The 18,399-nt window shown below is 69.1% G+C and carries 18 protein-coding genes; 8 read left to right on the forward strand and 10 right to left on the reverse strand.

What is annotated here, in order from left to right:
- Both VFV21_RS10700 and VFV21_RS10705 read right to left on the reverse strand, forming a co-directional pair.
- Window positions 1-3,610: methylmalonyl-CoA mutase family protein (locus tag VFV21_RS10700; RefSeq protein WP_329669416.1), on the reverse strand; the 3,610-nt coding region annotated here is incomplete at its 3' end.
- A gap of 98 nt (window positions 3,611-3,708) precedes the next feature.
- Window positions 3,709-4,350: a hypothetical protein gene (locus tag VFV21_RS10705; protein ID WP_329669417.1), complete on the reverse strand. Its 642-nt coding sequence runs from the start codon at window positions 4,348-4,350 to the stop codon at window positions 3,709-3,711.
- A 125-nt stretch (window positions 4,351-4,475) separates the two neighbouring features.
- Between VFV21_RS10705 and VFV21_RS10710 the strand changes: the two genes are divergently transcribed.
- Complete coding sequence (locus VFV21_RS10710; protein ID WP_329669418.1) at window positions 4,476-4,985, forward strand: hypothetical protein; 510 nt, start codon at window positions 4,476-4,478, stop codon at window positions 4,983-4,985.
- Between the two features lie 58 nt (window positions 4,986-5,043).
- Here the strand turns inward: VFV21_RS10710 and VFV21_RS10715 are convergent, their stop codons facing one another.
- The 5 genes from VFV21_RS10715 to VFV21_RS10735 all read right to left on the reverse strand — a co-directional run bounded on the left by VFV21_RS10715 (window position 5,044) and on the right by VFV21_RS10735 (window position 8,338).
- A complete protein-coding gene (locus VFV21_RS10715; RefSeq protein WP_329669419.1) occupies window positions 5,044-5,592 on the reverse strand; it encodes a group 1 truncated hemoglobin in 549 nt (182 codons plus the stop codon).
- Window positions 5,593-5,609: 17 nt separating this feature from the next.
- Window positions 5,610-6,512: a DUF3034 family protein gene (locus VFV21_RS10720; protein WP_329669420.1), complete on the reverse strand. Its 903-nt coding sequence runs from the start codon at window positions 6,510-6,512 to the stop codon at window positions 5,610-5,612.
- Complete coding sequence (locus VFV21_RS10725; RefSeq protein ID WP_329669421.1) at window positions 6,512-7,060, reverse strand: hypothetical protein; 549 nt, start codon at window positions 7,058-7,060, stop codon at window positions 6,512-6,514. The genes VFV21_RS10720 and VFV21_RS10725 overlap by 1 nt, the downstream gene beginning before the upstream one ends.
- Before the next feature lie 76 nt (window positions 7,061-7,136).
- Complete coding sequence (locus VFV21_RS10730) at window positions 7,137-7,616, reverse strand: cupin domain-containing protein (protein ID WP_329669422.1); 480 nt, start codon at window positions 7,614-7,616, stop codon at window positions 7,137-7,139.
- Window positions 7,613-8,338, reverse strand: coding sequence for a sigma-70 family RNA polymerase sigma factor (locus VFV21_RS10735; RefSeq protein ID WP_329669423.1), 726 nt, complete (start codon window positions 8,336-8,338; stop codon window positions 7,613-7,615). The genes VFV21_RS10730 and VFV21_RS10735 overlap by 4 nt, the downstream gene beginning before the upstream one ends.
- A 273-nt stretch (window positions 8,339-8,611) precedes the next feature.
- Here VFV21_RS10735 and VFV21_RS10740 point away from each other — a divergent pair, with 273 nt between their 5' ends.
- The 5 genes from VFV21_RS10740 to VFV21_RS10760 all read left to right on the forward strand — a co-directional run bounded on the left by VFV21_RS10740 (window position 8,612) and on the right by VFV21_RS10760 (window position 14,630).
- Window positions 8,612-9,712 carry a Glu/Leu/Phe/Val dehydrogenase dimerization domain-containing protein gene (locus VFV21_RS10740; RefSeq protein ID WP_329669424.1) on the forward strand — a complete coding sequence of 367 codons (1,101 nt, stop codon included), beginning with the start codon at window positions 8,612-8,614 and terminating at the stop codon, window positions 9,710-9,712.
- A gap of 104 nt (window positions 9,713-9,816) precedes the next feature.
- Complete coding sequence (locus VFV21_RS10745; protein WP_329669425.1) at window positions 9,817-10,974, forward strand: acyl-CoA dehydrogenase family protein; 1,158 nt, start codon at window positions 9,817-9,819, stop codon at window positions 10,972-10,974.
- Window positions 10,975-11,181: 207 nt separating this feature from the next.
- A complete protein-coding gene (locus VFV21_RS10750) occupies window positions 11,182-12,357 on the forward strand; it encodes an acetyl-CoA C-acyltransferase (RefSeq protein WP_329669426.1) in 1,176 nt (391 codons plus the stop codon).
- A gap of 153 nt (window positions 12,358-12,510) precedes the next feature.
- The gene (locus VFV21_RS10755; RefSeq protein WP_329669427.1) at window positions 12,511-12,894 is read left to right on the forward strand and encodes a hypothetical protein; all 384 of its coding nucleotides are present in this window, start codon (window positions 12,511-12,513) and stop codon (window positions 12,892-12,894) included.
- 128 nt (window positions 12,895-13,022) lie between these two features.
- Window positions 13,023-14,630: a carboxyl transferase domain-containing protein gene (locus VFV21_RS10760; RefSeq protein ID WP_329669428.1), complete on the forward strand. Its 1,608-nt coding sequence runs from the start codon at window positions 13,023-13,025 to the stop codon at window positions 14,628-14,630.
- A gap of 102 nt (window positions 14,631-14,732) precedes the next feature.
- On the opposite strand, the gene VFV21_RS10765 is transcribed toward VFV21_RS10760, so the two are convergent.
- The 3 genes from VFV21_RS10765 to VFV21_RS10775 are packed head-to-tail and all read right to left on the reverse strand — an operon-like array spanning window position 14,733 to window position 17,044.
- The gene (locus VFV21_RS10765; RefSeq protein ID WP_329669429.1) at window positions 14,733-14,972 is read right to left on the reverse strand and encodes a DUF6587 family protein; all 240 of its coding nucleotides are present in this window, start codon (window positions 14,970-14,972) and stop codon (window positions 14,733-14,735) included.
- Window positions 14,969-16,801, reverse strand: coding sequence for a ferrous iron transporter B (feoB, locus tag VFV21_RS10770; protein WP_329669430.1), 1,833 nt, complete (start codon window positions 16,799-16,801; stop codon window positions 14,969-14,971). The genes VFV21_RS10765 and feoB overlap by 4 nt, the downstream gene beginning before the upstream one ends.
- Window positions 16,802-17,044: a FeoA family protein gene (locus VFV21_RS10775; RefSeq protein WP_329669431.1), complete on the reverse strand. Its 243-nt coding sequence runs from the start codon at window positions 17,042-17,044 to the stop codon at window positions 16,802-16,804.
- A gap of 123 nt (window positions 17,045-17,167) precedes the next feature.
- Here VFV21_RS10775 and VFV21_RS10780 point away from each other — a divergent pair, with 123 nt between their 5' ends.
- Together VFV21_RS10780 and VFV21_RS10785 are read left to right on the forward strand one after the other, a co-directional pair.
- Window positions 17,168-17,953: an enoyl-CoA hydratase-related protein gene (locus VFV21_RS10780; RefSeq protein ID WP_329669432.1), complete on the forward strand. Its 786-nt coding sequence runs from the start codon at window positions 17,168-17,170 to the stop codon at window positions 17,951-17,953.
- Between the two features lie 27 nt (window positions 17,954-17,980).
- On the forward strand, window positions 17,981-18,361 hold the full coding sequence (locus tag VFV21_RS10785) for a GxxExxY protein (protein ID WP_329669433.1): 381 nt from the start codon (window positions 17,981-17,983) through the stop codon (window positions 18,359-18,361).
- Window positions 18,362-18,399: the final 38 nt, after the last annotated feature.

The following is an 18,399-nucleotide window of genomic DNA, read 5'->3' on the forward strand; positions in this document are numbered from 1 at the left end:
CGCCGACGTCGTACAGCGCATGCGAGATCTGGCCCAGCGAGTGGGTCTTCACCGCTTCCATCAGCGCCTGGAACACGTTCGCGCGCTCGCGCGCCGTGCGCTGCAGGCCCGTCAGGCCGCCCTCGGCCAGGTCGTTGCGCAGCCGCTGGTAGCGGCTGACGTTGTCGATCTGCTGGCCCTTCTCGCCCTCGGTCGAGCGGATCAGCTCGATCTCGGTGACGATGTCACCACCGTGCTCCTTGGGCAGGAAGGTGTTCACGCCCACCAGCGGCAGGCTGCCGTCGTGCTTCTTGTGCTCGTAGTACAGGCTCTCTTCCTGGATCTTGCCGCGCTGGTACATGGTGTCCATGGCGCCCAGCACGCCGCCGCGCTCGCTGATGGCCTCAAACTCCTTGTACACGGCCTCTTCCACCAGATCGGTGAGCTGATCGACGATGAAGCTGCCCTGCCAGGGGTTCTCATTGAAGTTCAGCCCCAGCTCCTTGTTGATGATCATCTGGATGGCCACGGCGCGGCGCACGCTGTCTTCGGTGGGCGTGGTGATGGCCTCATCGAAGGCGTTGGTGTGCAGGCTGTTGCAGTTGTCGAACAGCGCGTACAGGGCCTGCAGCGTGGTGCGGATGTCGTTGAACTGGATTTCCTGGGCGTGCAGCGAACGGCCCGAGGTCTGGATGTGGTACTTCAGCATCTGGCTGCGCTCGTTGGCGCCGTAGCGCTCGCGCATCGCGCGGGCCCAGATGCGGCGGGCCACGCGGCCGATCACGGTGTACTCCGGGTCCATGCCGTTGCTGAAGAAGAAGCTCAGGTTGGGCGCGAAGTCGTCGATGTGCATGCCGCGCGCGAGGTAGTACTCGACGATCGTGAAGCCGTTCGACAGCGTGAACGCGAGCTGCGAGATCGGGTTCGCGCCGGCTTCGGCGATGTGGTAACCGCTGATCGACACCGAGTAGAAGTTGCGGACCTTCTGGTCCACGAAGTACTGCTGGATGTCGCCCATCATCCGCAGCGCGAACTCGGTGCTGAAGATGCAGGTGTTCTGGGCCTGGTCTTCCTTCAGGATGTCGGCCTGCACGGTGCCGCGCACCTGCTTCAGCGTATCGGCCTTGATGCGCTCGTAGGTCAGCGGGTCCACCAGCTGGTCGCCGGTGACGCCGAGCAGGCCGAGACCCAGGCCGTCGTTCGTGGGCGGCAGTTCGCCGTGGTACTCGGGGCGCTTCTTGCCTTCGAAGAAGGCCTCGATCTTCTTGTGCGCGTCGTCCCAGCGGGCCTGGTCTTCCCGCAGGTACTTCTCGACCTGCTGGTCGATGGCCGTATTCATGAACATCGCCAGGATCATCGGCGCCGGGCCGTTGATGGTCATGCTAACCGACGTGGTGGGCGCGCACAGGTCGAAGCCGGAGTACAGCTTCTTCATGTCGTCCAGCGTGGCGATGCTGACGCCGCTGTTGCCGATCTTGCCGTAGATGTCGGGCCGCTCGGCCGGGTCCTCGCCGTACAGGGTGACGCTGTCGAAGGCGGTGGACAGGCGCGCCGCGGGCTGGCCGACGCTCAGGTAATGGAAGCGGCGGTTGGTGCGCTCCGGCGTGCCCTCGCCCGCGAACATGCGGATGGGGTCTTCGCCAGTGCGGCGGTAGGGGTACACGCCGCCGGTGTACGGGTAGGCGCCGGGCAGGTTTTCCTTGCCCAGGAAGGTCAGCAGTTCGCCCCAGCTGGTGTACTTGGGCGCGGCGATCTTCGGGATCTTCTGGTGGCTCAGCGATTCGCGGTAGTTCTCGACCTTGATCGCCTTGCCGCGCACTTCGTACTCGGTGGTGTCGTCGGTCACCGACTTCAGGCGCTCGGGCCACTCGCGTAGCAGCGCGATGGATTCGGCGCTGAGCGCCTTCACCGCGTCGTTGTAGCGCTGGCGCAGGGTCACCAGGCTGCGGTCGATGGTGGCGATGCGGCGCTCCTCCTGCACCGGGCGGCCCTCGGCAACGCCCTGGGCCTGCTGCCACTTGAACACCACCTTGCGGCGCTCGCCCCCGGTGCGGCGCTCGCCGCAGGCCGGGTATTCATTGCCGCTGGGCGAGCTGCCCGACGGGGCGCGCTGCAGGATCAGGTGGTGCGGGTCGTACTGGTCGAGCTGGCGCGGCAGGTCGGGGTCTTCCAGGTCGCGCAGGCTCTGCCAGTAGTGCTGGGCGCGGTCGGCGGCCTCGGCCTGGCGCTCGATGCTGGCGTTGATCTGGCGGCCCTGCTCGGAAATTTCCGCCAGGTAGCGGGTGCGGGCGCCGGGGATCAGCACGGTGGCGCGCGGCTCCTTCAGGCTCGTGTCCACCTTGGGCTCGAAGTCGCAGTGCGGGCTGTTGGGCTGCACCTTGGCCTTCACCAGGCGGCAGAGGTTGGCGAACATCCAGCTGACGCCGGGGTCGTTGAACTGGCTGGCAATGGTCGGATAGACCGGCACCTCCTCGTCCTTCAGCGCGAAGGCCACGCGGTTGCGCTTCCACTGCTTGCGCACGTCGCGCAGGGCGTCCTCGGCGCCGCGCTTGTCGAACTTGTTCAGCACCACCAGCTCGGCGAAGTCGAGCATGTCGATCTTCTCGAGCTGGCTCGGGGCGCCGAAATCGCTGGTCATCACGTACACCGGGAAGTCGACCAGGTCGACGATCTCCGAGTCGCTCTGGCCGATGCCGGCGGTTTCCACCAGCACCAGGTCGAAGCCCTGGCCGCGCAGGAAGGCCACGCAGTCCTTGAGCACGGCATTGGTGGCCACGTGCTGGCGGCGGGTGGCCATCGAGCGCATGAAGATGCGCGGGCTGCGCAGCGAGTTCATGCGGATGCGGTCGCCCAGCAGCGCGCCGCCGGTGCGGCGGCGGGTCGGGTCCACCGAGATCACGGCCATGCGCATCTCGGGGAAGTGCTGCAGGAAGCGGTTCATGATCTCGTCGGTGACGGACGACTTGCCCGCGCCGCCGGTGCCCGTGAGGCCGATCACCGGCGTCTTGCCGCCGGCCAGCTGCCATTCCTTGCGCAGCGTGGCGAGCTGGGCTTCCTCGATGCTGCCGGCTTCGATGGCGCTGAGCATCTTGCCGATGCTGATCTCGTCGTCGATCGACACCTTCGGCAGGCCGCCCTTGGCCTTCTTGCCCTGGCCCTCGGCGCGCGCCTGATCGGCGGCGGCCCGGGTGCGGCGCACCAGGTCCTCGATCATCGCCACCAGCCCCATCTGCATGCCGTCGTTGGGGTGGTAGATGCGCTCGACGCCGTAGTCCTGCAGCTCCTTGATTTCCTCGGGCGTGATGGTGCCGCCGCCGCCGCCGAACACGCGGATGTGCGAGGCGCCGCGCTCCTTCAGCATGTCCACCATGTACTTGAAGTACTCGGTGTGACCGCCCTGGTAGCTGGAAAGCGCGATGCCGTCGGCGTCTTCCTGCAGCGCGGCGCGCACCACGTCCTCGACGCTGCGGTTGTGGCCCAGGTGCACCACTTCCACGCCCTGCGCCTGGATCAGGCGGCGCATGATGTTGATGGCGGCGTCGTGGCCGTCGAACAGGCTGGCGGCGGTGACGAAGCGGAGCGGGCTGCGCTCGGCCTGGGTGTCCGGGAGGGAATCGGCAGGGGTGCTCATGGGGCGCGCTCGTACGGCAAGGGGCGGGATCGCCCGATTGTAGCGCCGACCGTATGGTTCGCCCTACCCCGCGGCCCCGGCGGGGCCCGCCCCCGGCCTCAGCCGCCCAGCTGCTCGCAGAAGGCCTTGGCGAAGGTGCTGCGGCGGATGTCGCAGGCATCGCGCCCGTCGGCGGCCACCAGGTCCAGGCGCGCGGCCCGCAGCCGGTCGATCTCGGCGCCGCGCCGGAACGCCACTTCGCGCTGCAGGCGCGCCCGGCGGTGGTCGTCCAGGCCCGACTCGAACACCACCCGGTGCTCGGCCAGGGCCCGCCACGGCACGAAGATGGAGTGAAGCTCGTCCTGGGCCACGGCGAAGAAGCCGACGCCGAACAGGTCGGCGCTGGCGCTGTGCGCGCTCAGCCGCCACTCTCCGCCGTCGCGGTACTTCAGGGTCGCGGCCACCGACTGCGGCGGGGCCACCGCGCGACCGCGGGCCTCGGCGCTGATCATGATCGCGCGCAGGCTGCCGATCGGATTGGAGTGGGTGGTGTCGCCGGCGCGCAGGATCACGTTGCCGCCTTCCCAGTCCAGGCCGGTTAGCTGGCCGAACAGCAGTTCGCCGCCGTCGAGCAGCAGCAGGGCCTTCTGCAGGTCGGGATTGACCTCGCCCATCCAGCGCGGCGGCTGCGGCAGGCCGTACAGCAGCCCCGCGCCATAGCCAAAGCTTCCCGGGAGATCATCGATGCGCAGGTCGGACATGGCTTGAAGTCTAGGCAGGCCCGGCTGAATTTGCACCGACGCCCGGCGGCTTGTCCGAAATACCACAGGCGCGGCGTTCACTAACCCGAACCGCACCACCCGGTGCGCCCCCGGAGAGCACGCCCATGTTCATTCCTCGCTGGCTCCTCGCCCTCTTCGCCCTGCTGGCCAGCCTGCTCCTGGGCTGGGCCGTGCTGCTGGCCAACGGCCGCAACCCGCTGCCCTTCCCGGACAACGGCTCCCGCATTTTCTCGGCCGCCTCCCCGGAGGCCAAGGCCGCGATCGTGGAGCTGCTGGGACAGCACGGCATCAAGGAGCGCTTCCGCGCCGACTCCGGCGGCGTGCTCCGCTCGATCTTCTGGGACGGCACCATCATCAACACCGCCACCCCCGAGATCATCGCCAAGCTCGACGGCGCCTCGTCCAGCATCGGCCTCGTGTCCGACGACCCGGAAGCCAGCGCCCGCGCCGCCGCGGCCTTTCTTCAATCGCGCGGCTTCACCGCCCGGGTCATGCTCGACCTGGAGCCGGAGCTGCCGATCGCCTTCGTCGTCAGCGACGCGATGCCCGGCACCGTCATCAACTTCCGCAAGCACCTGATCCACATGCCCGCGCCGCAGCGGATCCCGGACTGAGATAAAAGCGGGGCCGGCCCATGTCCAGTGCGCCGGCCCCGCCGCCCCACGCAAGCGATTACTTGTTGACGATTTCCCGGTGCATCGGCGCCAGCTTGGCCAGCAGCTTGTTCTGCGCGCTGAAGGGCACGTTGTGCTCATTCATCGCCACCTGCAGCACTTCCACCAGGGCGTTGAAGTCGCCGCGGCCGATCTGCATATCGCGGTGCGAGCTCTTCATGTCGCGGCCGGTGTAGGTGCAGTCGCCGCCCAGGATCACGCAGAACTGCTCGACCAGCTGGCGCTTCACGCGCACCTGGTCGGAGTTGGCGAAGAACGGGCCGGTGCGCGGGTCGGCGATGAGGCCGGCCATGAAGGTATCCATCAGCTTGGTCAGGCCGGCTTCGCCGCCGAACTCCTCCAGCACGGGGCGCAGTTCCGGGTGGGCCGGCGCCGGGTTCGGGGCGGTCGGGTCGTTCACCGGGGCGGCGCTGGCGGCCTCCTCGGCCTCCAGGCGGGCTTCCTCGGCGAGGATGGCCTGTTCCTCGGCGGACACCGCGGCGTCCTGGGCCGCCAGCGGGCCGGCGGCCAGCAGCAGGGCGAAAGTGATCGAAAGCAGGGTCTTCATGGAATTCTCCAGGGGTCTCAGAAGCCGACCTGCAGGGAGGCGTACACGCCCCGCTGCTCGTCGCGGATGACGATGTTGCCGAGGTCGACGTAGGCGACCGTCAGCGACACGTTCTTGATCGGGGCCCAGGCCACGAACACGTCCCAGGCATCGTCCTCGGTGGCGATGCCCAGGTTGTCGGGCTTGGTGCGGTACTCGGCGCCGATGGCCAGGTTGCGGCTGAGCAGGTAGGCCGCGGAGGCTTCGAACTGCGCCTCGTAGTCGTCGTTGCGGTCGCCGCCGAAGCCCAGGATGCCGAACTGGTTGGCCTTGGTGAACCGCACGGTGCCGTTGAGCAGCAGGCTCTGCGCGAGGTAGAGCTTGGTGGCGCTGACGTAGTAGTCCACGCCGCTGTCGTCGCGGGCACCGACGAAGGCCAGCACGCCCGGCTGGTCGTTCTTCTTGTACTGCGCGCCCACCGCGATCTGCGGCAGCCAGCTGTCCTGCTCCAGCACCGCGTCGCCGGCCACCTTCACCTTCACGCCGATCGTGTCCTGCGTGAACGTGAAACCATTACCCAGGCCGAGCGCGCCGCCCACGGCTTCCGTGTCGAATTCCTGGCGCGAAAAGCTCAGCTCCACGCGGTCGTAGAAGCCGACCAGCACGCCGTAGCTGTCGAGCGCGTAATCGTCGACGTTGACCTTGGTGTAGAAGGCGTTCGCGCCGATCTGGTCGCGGGTGCCATAGCCGCCGATCACGGCCCACGGGGTGAGGCCGCCGCCGGCCGAGCCCTCGACCTGGCTGACGCCGCCGGTGAGCAGCAGCTTGCCGCTGGTGCCGGCGCCGTCGTCGTCGGCCTCCTGGGCCTGGGCGAACCCGGCCGCAGCCATCAGGGCCAGCGCGAGCGCGAGGCGTTGGGGGTGGGTGTTCCGGGTGTTCATCAGCGCTTCCTCGACAGGTTGGCTTGGGACGGGGTGGACAGGGTCGCGCCGGCGCGGGGCATCGGCATCGGGAAATACGGCGTCACCGCGGTCTTGAGCTCGGGCGGCACGCGCACCAGGAACCAGACGCCGGCCACGCCATCGCCGCCGGCGGCGCCGCGCTTGCGGTCGGAGATCCAGCGGTAGAGGGGCTTGCCCTGCCAGGCCCACATCGGGCGGCCGTCGAAGCTGCGCGCAATCGTGAACGGGCCGTGCGGCTTGGCATCGGCCGCGGCGTAGTGCGGCGGCCACAGCGCTTCGCAGGGCAGGTCGCAATGGCTCTGGCCCGGGGTGTCGGGGGTATAGGTGTAGAGCGCGCGGCCGCCCTGCTCCACCAGGAGGCCGCCGCGCTGCCAGATCGGCACGGGGCTGGCCAGCGCCACTTCCTGCGGCGACGGCGGGCGCTTTGCGCTCGGGTTCGACGCGGCCGTGGACGGCTCCGCGCTGGCCACGAGGGCCAGGCAGGCCAGGAACAACGTGACCAGCACGCTGGCAAGCAAACGGGTCATGCGACGCACTCCGGGTGGGGTTCAGTGACCGTTACGCACCCCGAGGGCGGTGCGGATGCAGCGACCTCGAAAATTTTCAGTGGCCGTCGTGGCCGGCCAGCCGCGAGGGATCGGGGATCAGTTCGCTGCGGATCATCAGCAGGGCGCCGCGCGGGGCCAGGAAGGGCTGGTGGCGCTCGCCCGGGGGCGCGAGCAGGAAATCGCCCGGGAAGTACTCGATTCCGTCGTGGATGACCGAGCCCTCGAGCACCAGGCATTCCTCTTCGCGGGTGTGCGGGTGCGGCGGCACCTGGGCGCCGGGCTCGATGCGCCATAGGCTGGTCTGGGTGCCGTCGGCCTCGTCGCGGCGCAGGGTCTTGATGCGGATGCCGGGTACGAACGGCGCCCACTCGCCCTCGTTCGCACGCAGCACCACGGTGCGCGGTCGCGCGGCGGCCGCCAGCAGGCGCGCGCGCAGGTCGGCGGCGCGGTCAGGCGGCGGCGCCTCGGCCGGCGTCAGGCCAGCCAGGGCAGCGAGCAGCAGGTCGTCGGCGGGAGGGGGGCGGCGGGGGCTCATGCGGATTCACCGTCGGCCATCAGCGCGGCGCGCATCGCGGCCAGGCCGCGGCGGGCGTGCGATTTCACCGTGCCCAGGGGCAGGCCGGTGCGCTGCGCGATTTCAGGCTGGGACAGGTCCTCCAGGTAGGTGAGTTCGATGACGCTGCGCTGGGCCGGGCTCAGCGCGCGGAAGGCGTGCTGCACGGCCTGGGTGTTGCCGAGGCGGTCGAGGACATCGGCCGGATTGGCTTCACCTGGCGTATACGACTCGTCCAGGCCGTCCGGATGCAGCGGCTGTTCGAGCCGCTGACGGCGGCCGCGGCGCTGCTTGTCCACCGCGCGGCTCCACGTGAGCGTCAGCAGCCAGGCCATCACCGCGCCCCGCTCGGGGCAGAAACCCGCCGCCTGCTCCCAGGCCTGCAGGAAGACGTCGCTGACTACTTCTTCGGCATCCTGTGGCTGGCGCAGCACCCGCATCGCCAGTCCGTAGACCCGCGGCAGCGCGAGGTCGTAAAGCTGGCCCAGCGCCGCCGTGTCGCCAAAACGCATGCGACCGACCAGCGCCACCAGGGCGGCTTCGTCGCCCGGGGCGTCGGTGGTGTCGGGGCTGGCGAGCTGGGTGGCGATGGCGCGGATCCGCGTGAAGGCGGCGCCATTGGGCTTGCCGTGTCGGCTACGCCGCGTGAAGCCCGGGCCGGCGCGCGGGCAAAAAAAATGGGCGATCGCGTGGCGACCGCCCAATACCCTGCTCGAGGGTTTTGGCCAGCCGCCTTCCGGGGAGAGACAAGGCGGCCAAGCACTGATACCAACGCTGCACTGCGGCAAGACCGGACACGCCGCGCGGACTGCCCGGTTAGAGCGTTTGCTTTACACTACGGCGCGCCTGAGGCGGGGGTGGCGGTCGTCATTCCTGCCAAAAACGCATTAATTCAATAACTTGCGGATACTTTTTAAAGTAACCGCGCACGCCTGCACTCGCGCAGGCCCGCGCCATCCGCCGGACCGGAGCCTTCCATGATCTTCGAAACCATCTCCACCTCGGGCCACGAGGAAGTGGTGTTCTGCCACAACAAGGACGCGGGCCTGAAGGCCATCATCGCGATCCACAACACCGTGCTGGGCCCCGCGCTCGGCGGCACCCGCATGTGGCCTTACGCCAGCGAGGCGGAAGCGCTCAACGACGTGCTGCGCCTGAGCCGCGGCATGACCTACAAGGCGGCGGTGTCGGGCCTGAACCTGGGCGGCGGCAAGGCGGTGATCTGGGGCGACCCGAACAAGGACAAGTCCGAGGCGCTGTTCCGCGCCTTCGGCCGCTTCGTGAACTCGCTGGGCGGCCGCTACATCACCGCCGAGGACGTGGGCATCGACGTCAACGACATGGAATACGTGCTGCGCGAGACCGAGTTCGTCACCGGCGTGCACCAGGTGCACGGCGGCTCGGGCGACCCGTCGCCGTTCACCGCCTACGGCACGCTGCAGGGCCTGATGGCCGCGCTGCAGGTCAAGTTCGGCAACGAGGAAGTGGGCAACTACTCCTACGCCGTGCAGGGCGTCGGCCACGTCGGCATGGAGTTCGTGAAGCTGCTGCGCGAGCGCGGCGCCAAGGTCTTCGTCACCGACATCAACAAGGACTCGGTGCAGCGCGCCGTGGACGAGTTCGGCTGCGAGGCCGTGGCCCTGGACGAGATCTACGACGTCGACGCCGACGTGTACTCGCCGACCGCCCTGGGCGGCACGGTGAACGTCAACACCCTGCCCCGCCTGAAGTGCAAGGTGATCTGCGGCGCCGCCAACAACCAGCTGGCCACCGACGAGATCGGCGTCGAGCTGCAGAACAAGGGCATCCTGTACGCCCCGGACTACGCCGTGAACGCCGGCGGCCTGATGAACGTCTCGCTCGAGATCGACGGCTACAACCGCGAGCGCGCGATGCGCATGATGCGCACCATCTACTACAACCTGGGCCGCATCTTCGAGATCGCCAAGCGCGACGGCATCCCGACCAACAAGGCCGCCGACCGCATGGCCGAAGAGCGCATCAGCGCGATCGGCAAGCTGCGCCTGCCGCACCTGGGCGCCCCGGCCCCGCGCTTCCAGGGCCGCCGCGGCAACTGAGGCAAGAACGGGGTCAGGTTCTGGACCTGACCCCGATGTGTTGACCGGCTCGCGACGTCGGGCCGGTCATGCTTTCGGGCTATCCCCCACGACACGGAGTCACCATGCGCACCTTCCCCCTCGGCGAAGACCTCGATGCCCTGCGCGACGCCGTCCGGCGCTTCGCCGACGCCGAGATCGCCCCGCGGGCGGCGCAGATCGACCACGACAACCTGTTCCCGGCCGACCTGTGGCCGAAGCTGGGCGAGCTGGGCCTGCTGGGCCTGACCGTTCCTTCGGAATACGGCGGCTCGGACATGGGCTACCTCGCCCACTTGGTGGCAATGGAGGAAATCTCCCGCGCCTCCGGTTCGGTCGGCCTGAGCTATGGCGCGCACTCGAACCTGTGCGTCGCCAACCTCTACGGCAACGGCAACGAGGCCCAGCGCCGCAAGTACCTGCCCGGCCTGTGCAGCGGCCAGCTCAAGGGCGCGCTGGCGATGAGCGAACCGGGCGCGGGCTCCGACGTGGTGGGCTCGATGAGCTGCCGCGCCGAGCTGCGCGACGGCAAGTGGGTCGCCAACGGCAACAAGATGTGGATCACCAACGGCCCCGAGGCCGACGTGCTGATCGTCTACATGCGCACCGCCGGCAAGGAGGCGGGCTCGCGCTGCATGACCGCCTTCCTGGTCGAGAAGGGCATGAAGGGCTTCAGCACCGCGCAGAAGCTCGACAAACTCGGCATGCGCGGCTCCAACACCTGCGAGCTGGTGTTCGAGGACTGCGAGATCCCCGCCGAGAACGTGCTGGGCGAAGTGAACCAGGGCGTCAAGGTGCTGATGAGCGGCCTCAACACCGAGCGGCTGGTGCTCACCGGCGGCCCCATCGGCCTGATGCAGGCCGCGCTCGACATCGCCCTGCCCTACGTCCGCGAGCGGAAACAATTTGACCAGGCGATCGGAACCTTCGGCCTGATGCAGGGCAAGATCGCCGACATGTACACGGCGCTGCAGTCCAGCCGTGCCTTCGCCTACCAGGTGGCCCGCGACTTCGACGCCGGCCACGCCAGCCGCGTCGATTCCGCCGCCTGCCTGCTGCACGCCAGCGAGGGCGCCGTGCAGGTCGCGCTGGAAGGCATCCAGGCGTTGGGCGGCAATGGCTATATCAATGAGTACGCGACGGGGCGGATTTTGCGCGACGCCAAGCTTTACGCGATTGGCGCGGGCACGAATGAGATCCGGCGGATGCTGATTGGGCGGGAGTTGTTCGAGGACCGAGGCTGAAGGCAGTTCAGGAGCAGGAAGTAGTGGGTAGGAGTTAGGAGGTAGTGAGAGCCAATCTCGCGAAACCCCGCTCCCACTACCTCCTAACTCCTCCTCACTATTTCCTCGTCCCCATCCCTCCCCACCCGCCCTTCGGCGGATTCCACCCCCACACCCCCCAACCGCCTCGGGCATAATTGCGTCTTCCCGCATCCACCCGGAGCCCCCATGTCCAAGGTCCTCATCGCCGGTGCCAAGCGCACCGCCCTCGGCGCCCTGCTCGGCCAGTTCACCGGCGTGCCGGCGACGCAGCTCGGCAGCACCGCCATCCAGGCCGCGGTCGCGCAGTCGGGCGTCAAGCCCGAGGCCGTGGACGAAGTGATCATGGGCTGCGTGCTGCCCGCCGGCCTGGGGCAGGCCCCGGCCCGCCAGGCGGCGCTGGGCGCCGGCCTGGCCAAGGCCACCGGCTGCACCACCATCAACAAGGTCTGCGGCTCGGGCATGAAGGCGATCATGATGGGCGCCGACCTGATCCGCGCCGGTTCCGCCCACGTGGTCGTGGCCGGCGGCATGGAGTCGATGACCAATGCCCCGCACCTGCTGATGGGCTCGCGCACCGGCACCAAGTACGGCAGCACCGAAATGCTCGACCACATGGCCTGGGACGGCCTCACCAACCCCTACGACAAGCAGGCCATGGGCGTGTTCGGCGAGCTGTGCGCCGACAAGTACGCGTTCAGCCGCGCCGACCAGGACGCCTACGCCGCCGAATCCGTGCGCCGCGCCCTGGCGGCCCAGGCCGACGGCGCCTTCAAGGACGAGATCGCCCCCGTGACGGTCGCCGGCCGCAAGGGCGACGTGCTCGTGGACACCGACGAGCAGCCGGGCCGCTGCGACATCGCGAAGATCCCGACCCTGCGCCCGGCCTTCAAGAAGGACGGCACCATCACCGCCGCCGCCTCCTCGTCCATCAACGACGGCGCCGCGGCGGTCGTGCTGGCCTCCGAGGCGGCCGCCAAGGCCCACGGCCTCACCCCGATCGCCACCCTGGTGGCCCAGGCCGGCCATGCCCAGGAGCCTGAGTGGTTCACCACCGCGCCGGTGGCGGCCATCCGCAACGTGCTGGCCAAGGCCGGCTGGTCGGTGGCCGACGTCGACCTGTTCGAGGTGAACGAGGCCTTCGCCGTGGTCGCCATGGCCCCGATGAAGGAGCTGGGCATCCCGCACGAGAAGCTGAACGTGCACGGCGGCGCCTGCGCCCTGGGCCACCCGATCGGGGCCTCGGGCGCCCGCCTGGTGGTCACCCTGGTCCACGCGCTCAAGCGCCGGGGCGGCAAGCGGGGCGTCGCCGCCCTGTGCATCGGCGGCGGCGAGGCCACCGCGGTGGCGGTCGAGCTGGTCTGACCGTACGGTCGGGGGCGGGGGGCCGGAAATTTATTTCGCGCCAAAACGCTTGTTGTGCTTGACTCCCGCCAAACTCTTGTCAAGATTGTGTGCACGTGTGCCGACTGGCACACGTCTTGTTACTTCAAAATCGTCTAGACGAGGAAACAACCCATGTCCCTGAACAAGACCCTGCTCGCCATGGCCCTGGGCCTGGCCCTGGCGGCCTGCTCGAACCAGGCTGAGCAGGCGGCTGACGCGGCGAACGACGCCGCTGCTGCTGCCGACGCTGCCGCCACCGATGCCGCCGACGCTGCTGCCGCCGCTTCCGACGCCGCGACCGAAGTCGCTGCCGACGCTGCCGACGCTTCCGCCGAGGTTGCTGCCGACGCCGCCGACGTGGCCGCCGACGCCGCTGCCGACGCCGCTGGTGCGGTCGAAGCCGGTGCCGAAGAGGCCGCCGACGCTGCCGCCGATATGGCCGATGACGCCGCCGAGATGGCCGATGACGCCGCCGACGCTGCTGAAGAAGCTGCCGACGACGCCGAAGGCAACTAAGCCTTTCGCGGGTTCCAAAGTAAACGGGCGCGACGCAAGTCGCGCCCGTTTTCTTTTGCACGACCGGATGCTGGCCGCCTCCGCGCGCGGCCCGTAAACTCCCGAGGTTCCCCGTCGAGCCTGCGCGCATGCCCCTCCTCACCAGCCACGTCGATCCCCGTTCGCCCGAGTTCCAGGACAATGCCGCCGCCCTGCGCGCCGCGGTCGCGGACTTCGAGGCCCAGCTGGCGCGCGTTGCGCTCGGCGGCGGCGACAAGGCCCGCGCCAAGCACACCGAACGCGGCAAGCTGCTGCCGCGCGAGCGCATCACCGCCCTGCTCGACCCTGGCTCGCCCTTCCTGGAACTCTCGGCGCTCGCCGCCGGCGGCATGTATGACGACGCCGCGCCCGCCGCGGGCGTGATCACCGGCATCGGCCGCGTGCACGGCCAGGAAGTGGTGGTGGTGGCCAACGACGCCACGGTGAAGGGCGGCACCTACTTCCCGATGACGGTGAAGAAGCACCTGCGCGCGCAGGAAGTGGCGATGGAGAACCACCTGCCCTGCCTCTACCTGGTCGATTCCGGCGGCGCCTTCCTGCCGCTGCAGGACGAAGTCTTCCCGGACAAGGAACACTTCGGCCGCATCTTCTACAACCAGGCCCGGTTGAGCGCGATGAACATCCCGCAGATCGCCGTGGTGATGGGCAGCTGCACCGCCGGCGGCGCCTACGTGCCGGCGATGTGCGACGAATCGATCATCGTGCGCGAGCAGGGCACGATCTTCCTCGGCGGCCCGCCGCTGGTGAAGGCCGCCACCGGCGAGGTGGTGGACGCCGAGTCGCTGGGCGGTGCCGACGTGCACACGTCCGTGAGCGGCGTGGCCGACCACTTCGCCGAGAACGATCGCCACGCGCTCGAAATCGCGCGTGACATCGTCAAGCACCTCAACCGCAGGAAGCCGCTGCCGGTGGCGGTGCAGGCGCCCCGCGAGCCTCTGTTCCCGGCCGAGGAGCTCTACGGCGTGATCCCCAAGGACACGCGCCGTCCGTTCGACATCCGCGAGGTCATCGCCCGCGTGGTGGACGGCAGCGAGTTCCAGGAGTTCAAGGCGCGCTACGGCAAGACCCTGGTCTGCGGCTTCGCGCACATCCACGGCTACCCGGTCGGCATCATCGCCAACAACGGCATCCTGTTCGCCGAGAGCGCGCTCAAGGGCGCCCACTTCATCGAGCTGTGCAACCAGCGCGACATCCCGCTGGTGTTCCTGCAGAACATCACCGGCTTCATGGTCGGCAAGAAGTACGAGAACGCGGGCATCGCCAAGGACGGCGCCAAGATGGTGACCGCCGTGGCCTGTTCGCACGTGCCCAAGTTCACGGTCGTGATCGGCGGCAGCTTCGGCGCGGGCAATTACGCGATGTGCGGCCGCGCCTACGGCGCCCGCTTCCTGTGGACCTGGCCGAATGCGCGCATCAGCGTGATGGGCGGCGAGCAGGCCGCGAGCGTGCTGGCCACCGTCAAGCGCGACGGCATCGAAGGCGCCGGCAAGACCTGGAGCGCCGAGGAAGAGGAAGCCTTCAAGGCCCCGATCCGCGACCAGTACGAGCGCCAGGGCCACCCCTACTACGCCACCGCCCGCCTCTGGGACGACGGCATCATCGACCCGGCCGACACCCGCCGCGTGCTGGGCTTGGCCCTCTCCGCCAGCCTCAACGCCCCGATCGAGAAAGACCGCTTCGGCGTCTTCCGCATGTAAAGGCCCCGCACCTGTAGGAGGGACTTCAGTCCCGACGCTTTCCGGCGAAAAGCTTCGGGACTGAAGTCCCTCCTACAGGGGAATGGGCAGGGGAATGGGCGGCTATTTGCAGGCCTTGCAGGTCGAGCAGCCGGTGCCGCAGGCGCTCGCCGTCACCGCCAGCGACGGCCGCAGCCAAGCGCCGAAACGCCGCAGCCCCGCTGGCCGCGTCGGCCGTTCCAGCCAGTACGACAACCGCGCCTGCGCCTGCCAGGTCGCGCGCGGGGCCAGTGCCCGCAGCAGCGACAGCGCGCTGACGCCGACGACCGCGGCCACCACGACCGCTTGCAGCGCCGGGCTCATGCGCCGAGCGCCCGCGCCAGCTGGAACGTGACCAGCGAGGCCAGGTAGGCCAGCGCGAACAGGTACACGGTGGCGATGCCCGCCTGCTTCCAACTGTTGGTCTCGCGCTTGATCACCGCGATCGTGGACAGGCACTGCGGCGCGTAGACGTACCAGACCAGCAGCGACAGCGCGGTGGCCAGCGACCAGTCGGCGGCGATCAGCGGCGACAAGGCGCTGATCGCCTCGGCGTCGTTGGCGGCCGACAGCGCGTACACCGTGGCCAGCGCCGCCACCGCGACCTCGCGTGCCGCCAGGCCCGGGATCAGGGCGATGCAGATCTGCCAGTTGAAGCCGATCGGCGCGAACAGCGGCTCCATCCAGCGGCCGATGCGCCCGGCCAGGCTGTAGTCGATCGCCGGTCCGACCGCGCCCTCGGGCGGCGCCGGGTAGCTCGACAGGAACCACAGCAGCACCGTCAGCGACAGGATGATGCCGGTGACGCGGCGCAGGAACACGCGCGCGCGCTCCCACAGGCCGATGCCCAGGTCGAGTAGGTTCGGCAGCCGGTAGCTGGGCAGTTCCAGCAGCAGCACGTGCTCGCCCTCGCCCCGGCGCAGGCGCTGGATCACCCAGGCGGCCGCGAGCGCGCTGGCCACGCCGGCGAAGTACAGCGCGAACATCACCAGGCCCTGCAGGTTGAACACGCCCGCCACCGTCTCGCGCGGGATGAAGGCCGAGATCAGCAGCGTGTACACCGGCAGCCGCGCCGAACAGGTCATCAGCGGCGCGACCAGGATCGTGGCGAGGCGGTCGCGCGGATCCTGGATCGAGCGCGTGGCCATGATGCCGGGGATGGCGCAGGCGAAGCTCGACAGCAGCGGGATGAAGCTGCGGCCGGTCAGCCCCGCGGCGCGCATCGGCCGGTCGAGCAGGAAGGCCGCACGCGGCAGGTAACCCGACTCCTCGAGGGTGAGGATGAAGACGAACAGCAGCAGGATCTGCGGCAGGAACTCCATCACCGTGCCCAGGCCTGCGAACAGGCCATCGGCGACCAGGCTGCGCAGCGGCCCCGCGGGCATCGCCCCGGACACGACCTCGCCCAACAGGGAAATCCAGCCGGCCAGCGTGTCCTGCAGCGGCCCGGCCCAGCTGAAGACCGCCTGGAACATCAGGAACATCACCGCCGCGAGGATCAGCAGGCCCCAGACCGGGTGCAGCAGCCAGCGGTCCAGGCGATCGTCCAGATTGGTGCCCTGCGCGGGCATCTGCACGCATTCGGCCAGCAGCGCCGAGACGCGGGCGTGCAGGTCGCCGTCGTCGTCGGCCGGCGCGGCGGGAGGCAGCGCGCCGTCCAGCTGGGCCAGCAGCGCCGCGGCGCCCTCGCGTTTGACGGCGACGGTTTCCACCACCGGCATGCCCAGCCGCGCCTGCAGCGCCGCGGCGTCGATGCGGATGCCGCGCCGCCGGGCCACGTCCATCAGGTTCAGCGCCAACACCATCGGCCGGCCCAGCCGGCGCAGCTCCAGCACGAAGCGCAGGTGCAGGCGCAGGTTGGTGGCGTCGGCCACGCACACCAGCAGGTCGGGCACCGCCTCGCCGGGCAGCGCGCCGCGGCAGACGTCGCGGGTGATGGCCTCGTCCGGGCTGGCCGCCTCGAGGCTGTAGGCGCCCGGCAGGTCGAGCACGCGCACGCTGCGGCCACCGGGCGTGCGGAACAGGCCTTCCTTGCGCTCGACGGTGACGCCGGCGTAATTCGCCACCTTCTGGCGGCTGCCGGTCAGGCGGTTGAACAGCGCGGTCTTGCCGCAGTTCGGGTTACCGACCAGCGCGATGTTGAGTGCGGACACTCAGGCGTCCTGCGGCTGCAGGCGGATGCGGGCGGCCTCGGCGTACCGCATCGCGAAGCGCGTGCCGCCGACCTGCACCAGCAGCGGCTCGCCGCCCATCGGGCCGCGGGTCACCAGGCGCACGGTCTCGCCGGCCACGAAGCCGAGGTCGCGCAGCCGGCGCGCGACGGCGTCGCCGGGGCCGGTGTCGTGCACGCCGGACACCACGCCGTGGCGGCCGGTCTGCAGCTCGGGAAGGGTCATGGCGGCGACGCTCCAGTTGCGAATGATTCGCATTGTAAGCCAATCCCCGGCGCCGCGATAGCGGGCGGGTGCCGGCCCGCCCGGCCCAGCCGCTATCATTCGCGCTTGCCCCGAGGAGCCCGCATGACCCAGGCCATCCGACTGGACCGCAGCGGCGGCACCGCCCGCCTCACGCTGGCCCGCCCGCAGGTCCACAACGCCTTCGACGACACCCTGATCGCCGAACTCACCGACGCCCTGCTGGCCCTCGACGCCGACCCCGCGGTCCGCGCCGTGGTGCTCAGCGGCGACGGCAGCACCTTCTCGGCAGGCGCCGACCTGGGCTGGATGCGGCGCATGGCCCAGGCCAGCGAGGCCGAGAACCGCGAGGATTCGCTGCGACTGGCGAAGCTGATGCGCACGCTCAACTTCCTCTCCAAGCCAACGATCGCCCGGGTCAACGGCTCGGCCTACGGCGGCGGCGTCGGCCTGGTGGCCTGCTGCGACTACGCCATCGGGGTGGAGGGCGCGAAGCTCTCGCTTTCTGAAGTGAAGCTCGGGCTGGTCCCCGCCGTGATCTCGCCCTATGTGACCGCCGCTATCGGCCCGCGCCATGCGCGTCGGCTGTTCACCGGCGCCGAGGTGATCGAGGCGCAGGAGGCCCTGCACATCGGCCTGCTGCACACGCTGGCACCCGCCACCGATCTGGACGCCGCGGTCGACCGTGCGCTGCACTTCTGGGCCAAGGGCGGCCCGGTCGCCCAGCGCGAGGCCAAGCAGCTGGCGCTTCGGATGGCCGGCTTCACGCGGGAATCGGCCGAACGCACCGACACCGAGAACGCCGCACTCATCGCCCGCCTCCGCGTCTCCCCCGAGGGCCAGGAAGGCCTCACAGCCTTCCTCGACAAGAGGGCTCCGAACTGGGCTTAGTTGGTTTTTAGCCACGGATGAACACAGATGAACACGGATAAAGGCGCCTTTATTCAGGGGCCAACAACCGAAACTGTGATCGGCGCGTTCTACTCCGTGTACTCAGAGCTCGGATATGGATTTCTGGAGAAGGTGTACGAAAACGCCATGGCCATCGCACTCAAAGACAAGGGTCTTGAGGTAATCCAACAAGCCGCCATCGATGTCACCTTTCGAGGCCACAGGGTCGGAGAGTATCGTGCAGACCTGCTGGTACCTGGAAAGCTCATTGTCGAAGTAAAGGCGGCACAAACCGTTTCCGGGCTGCATGAAGCCCAACTCATCAACTACCTGAAGGCAACAAGCATAAGGGTAGGGCTGCTGCTCAATTTCGGTCCGAAACCCCAGTTCAGGCGAAGGATCAACTGAACTCGATTCACCTGTTCCTATCCGTGTTCATCTGTGTT

Source organism: Arenimonas sp., assembly GCF_036275555.1.
In the GTDB taxonomy this organism is placed as follows: domain Bacteria; phylum Pseudomonadota; class Gammaproteobacteria; order Xanthomonadales; family Xanthomonadaceae; genus Arenimonas.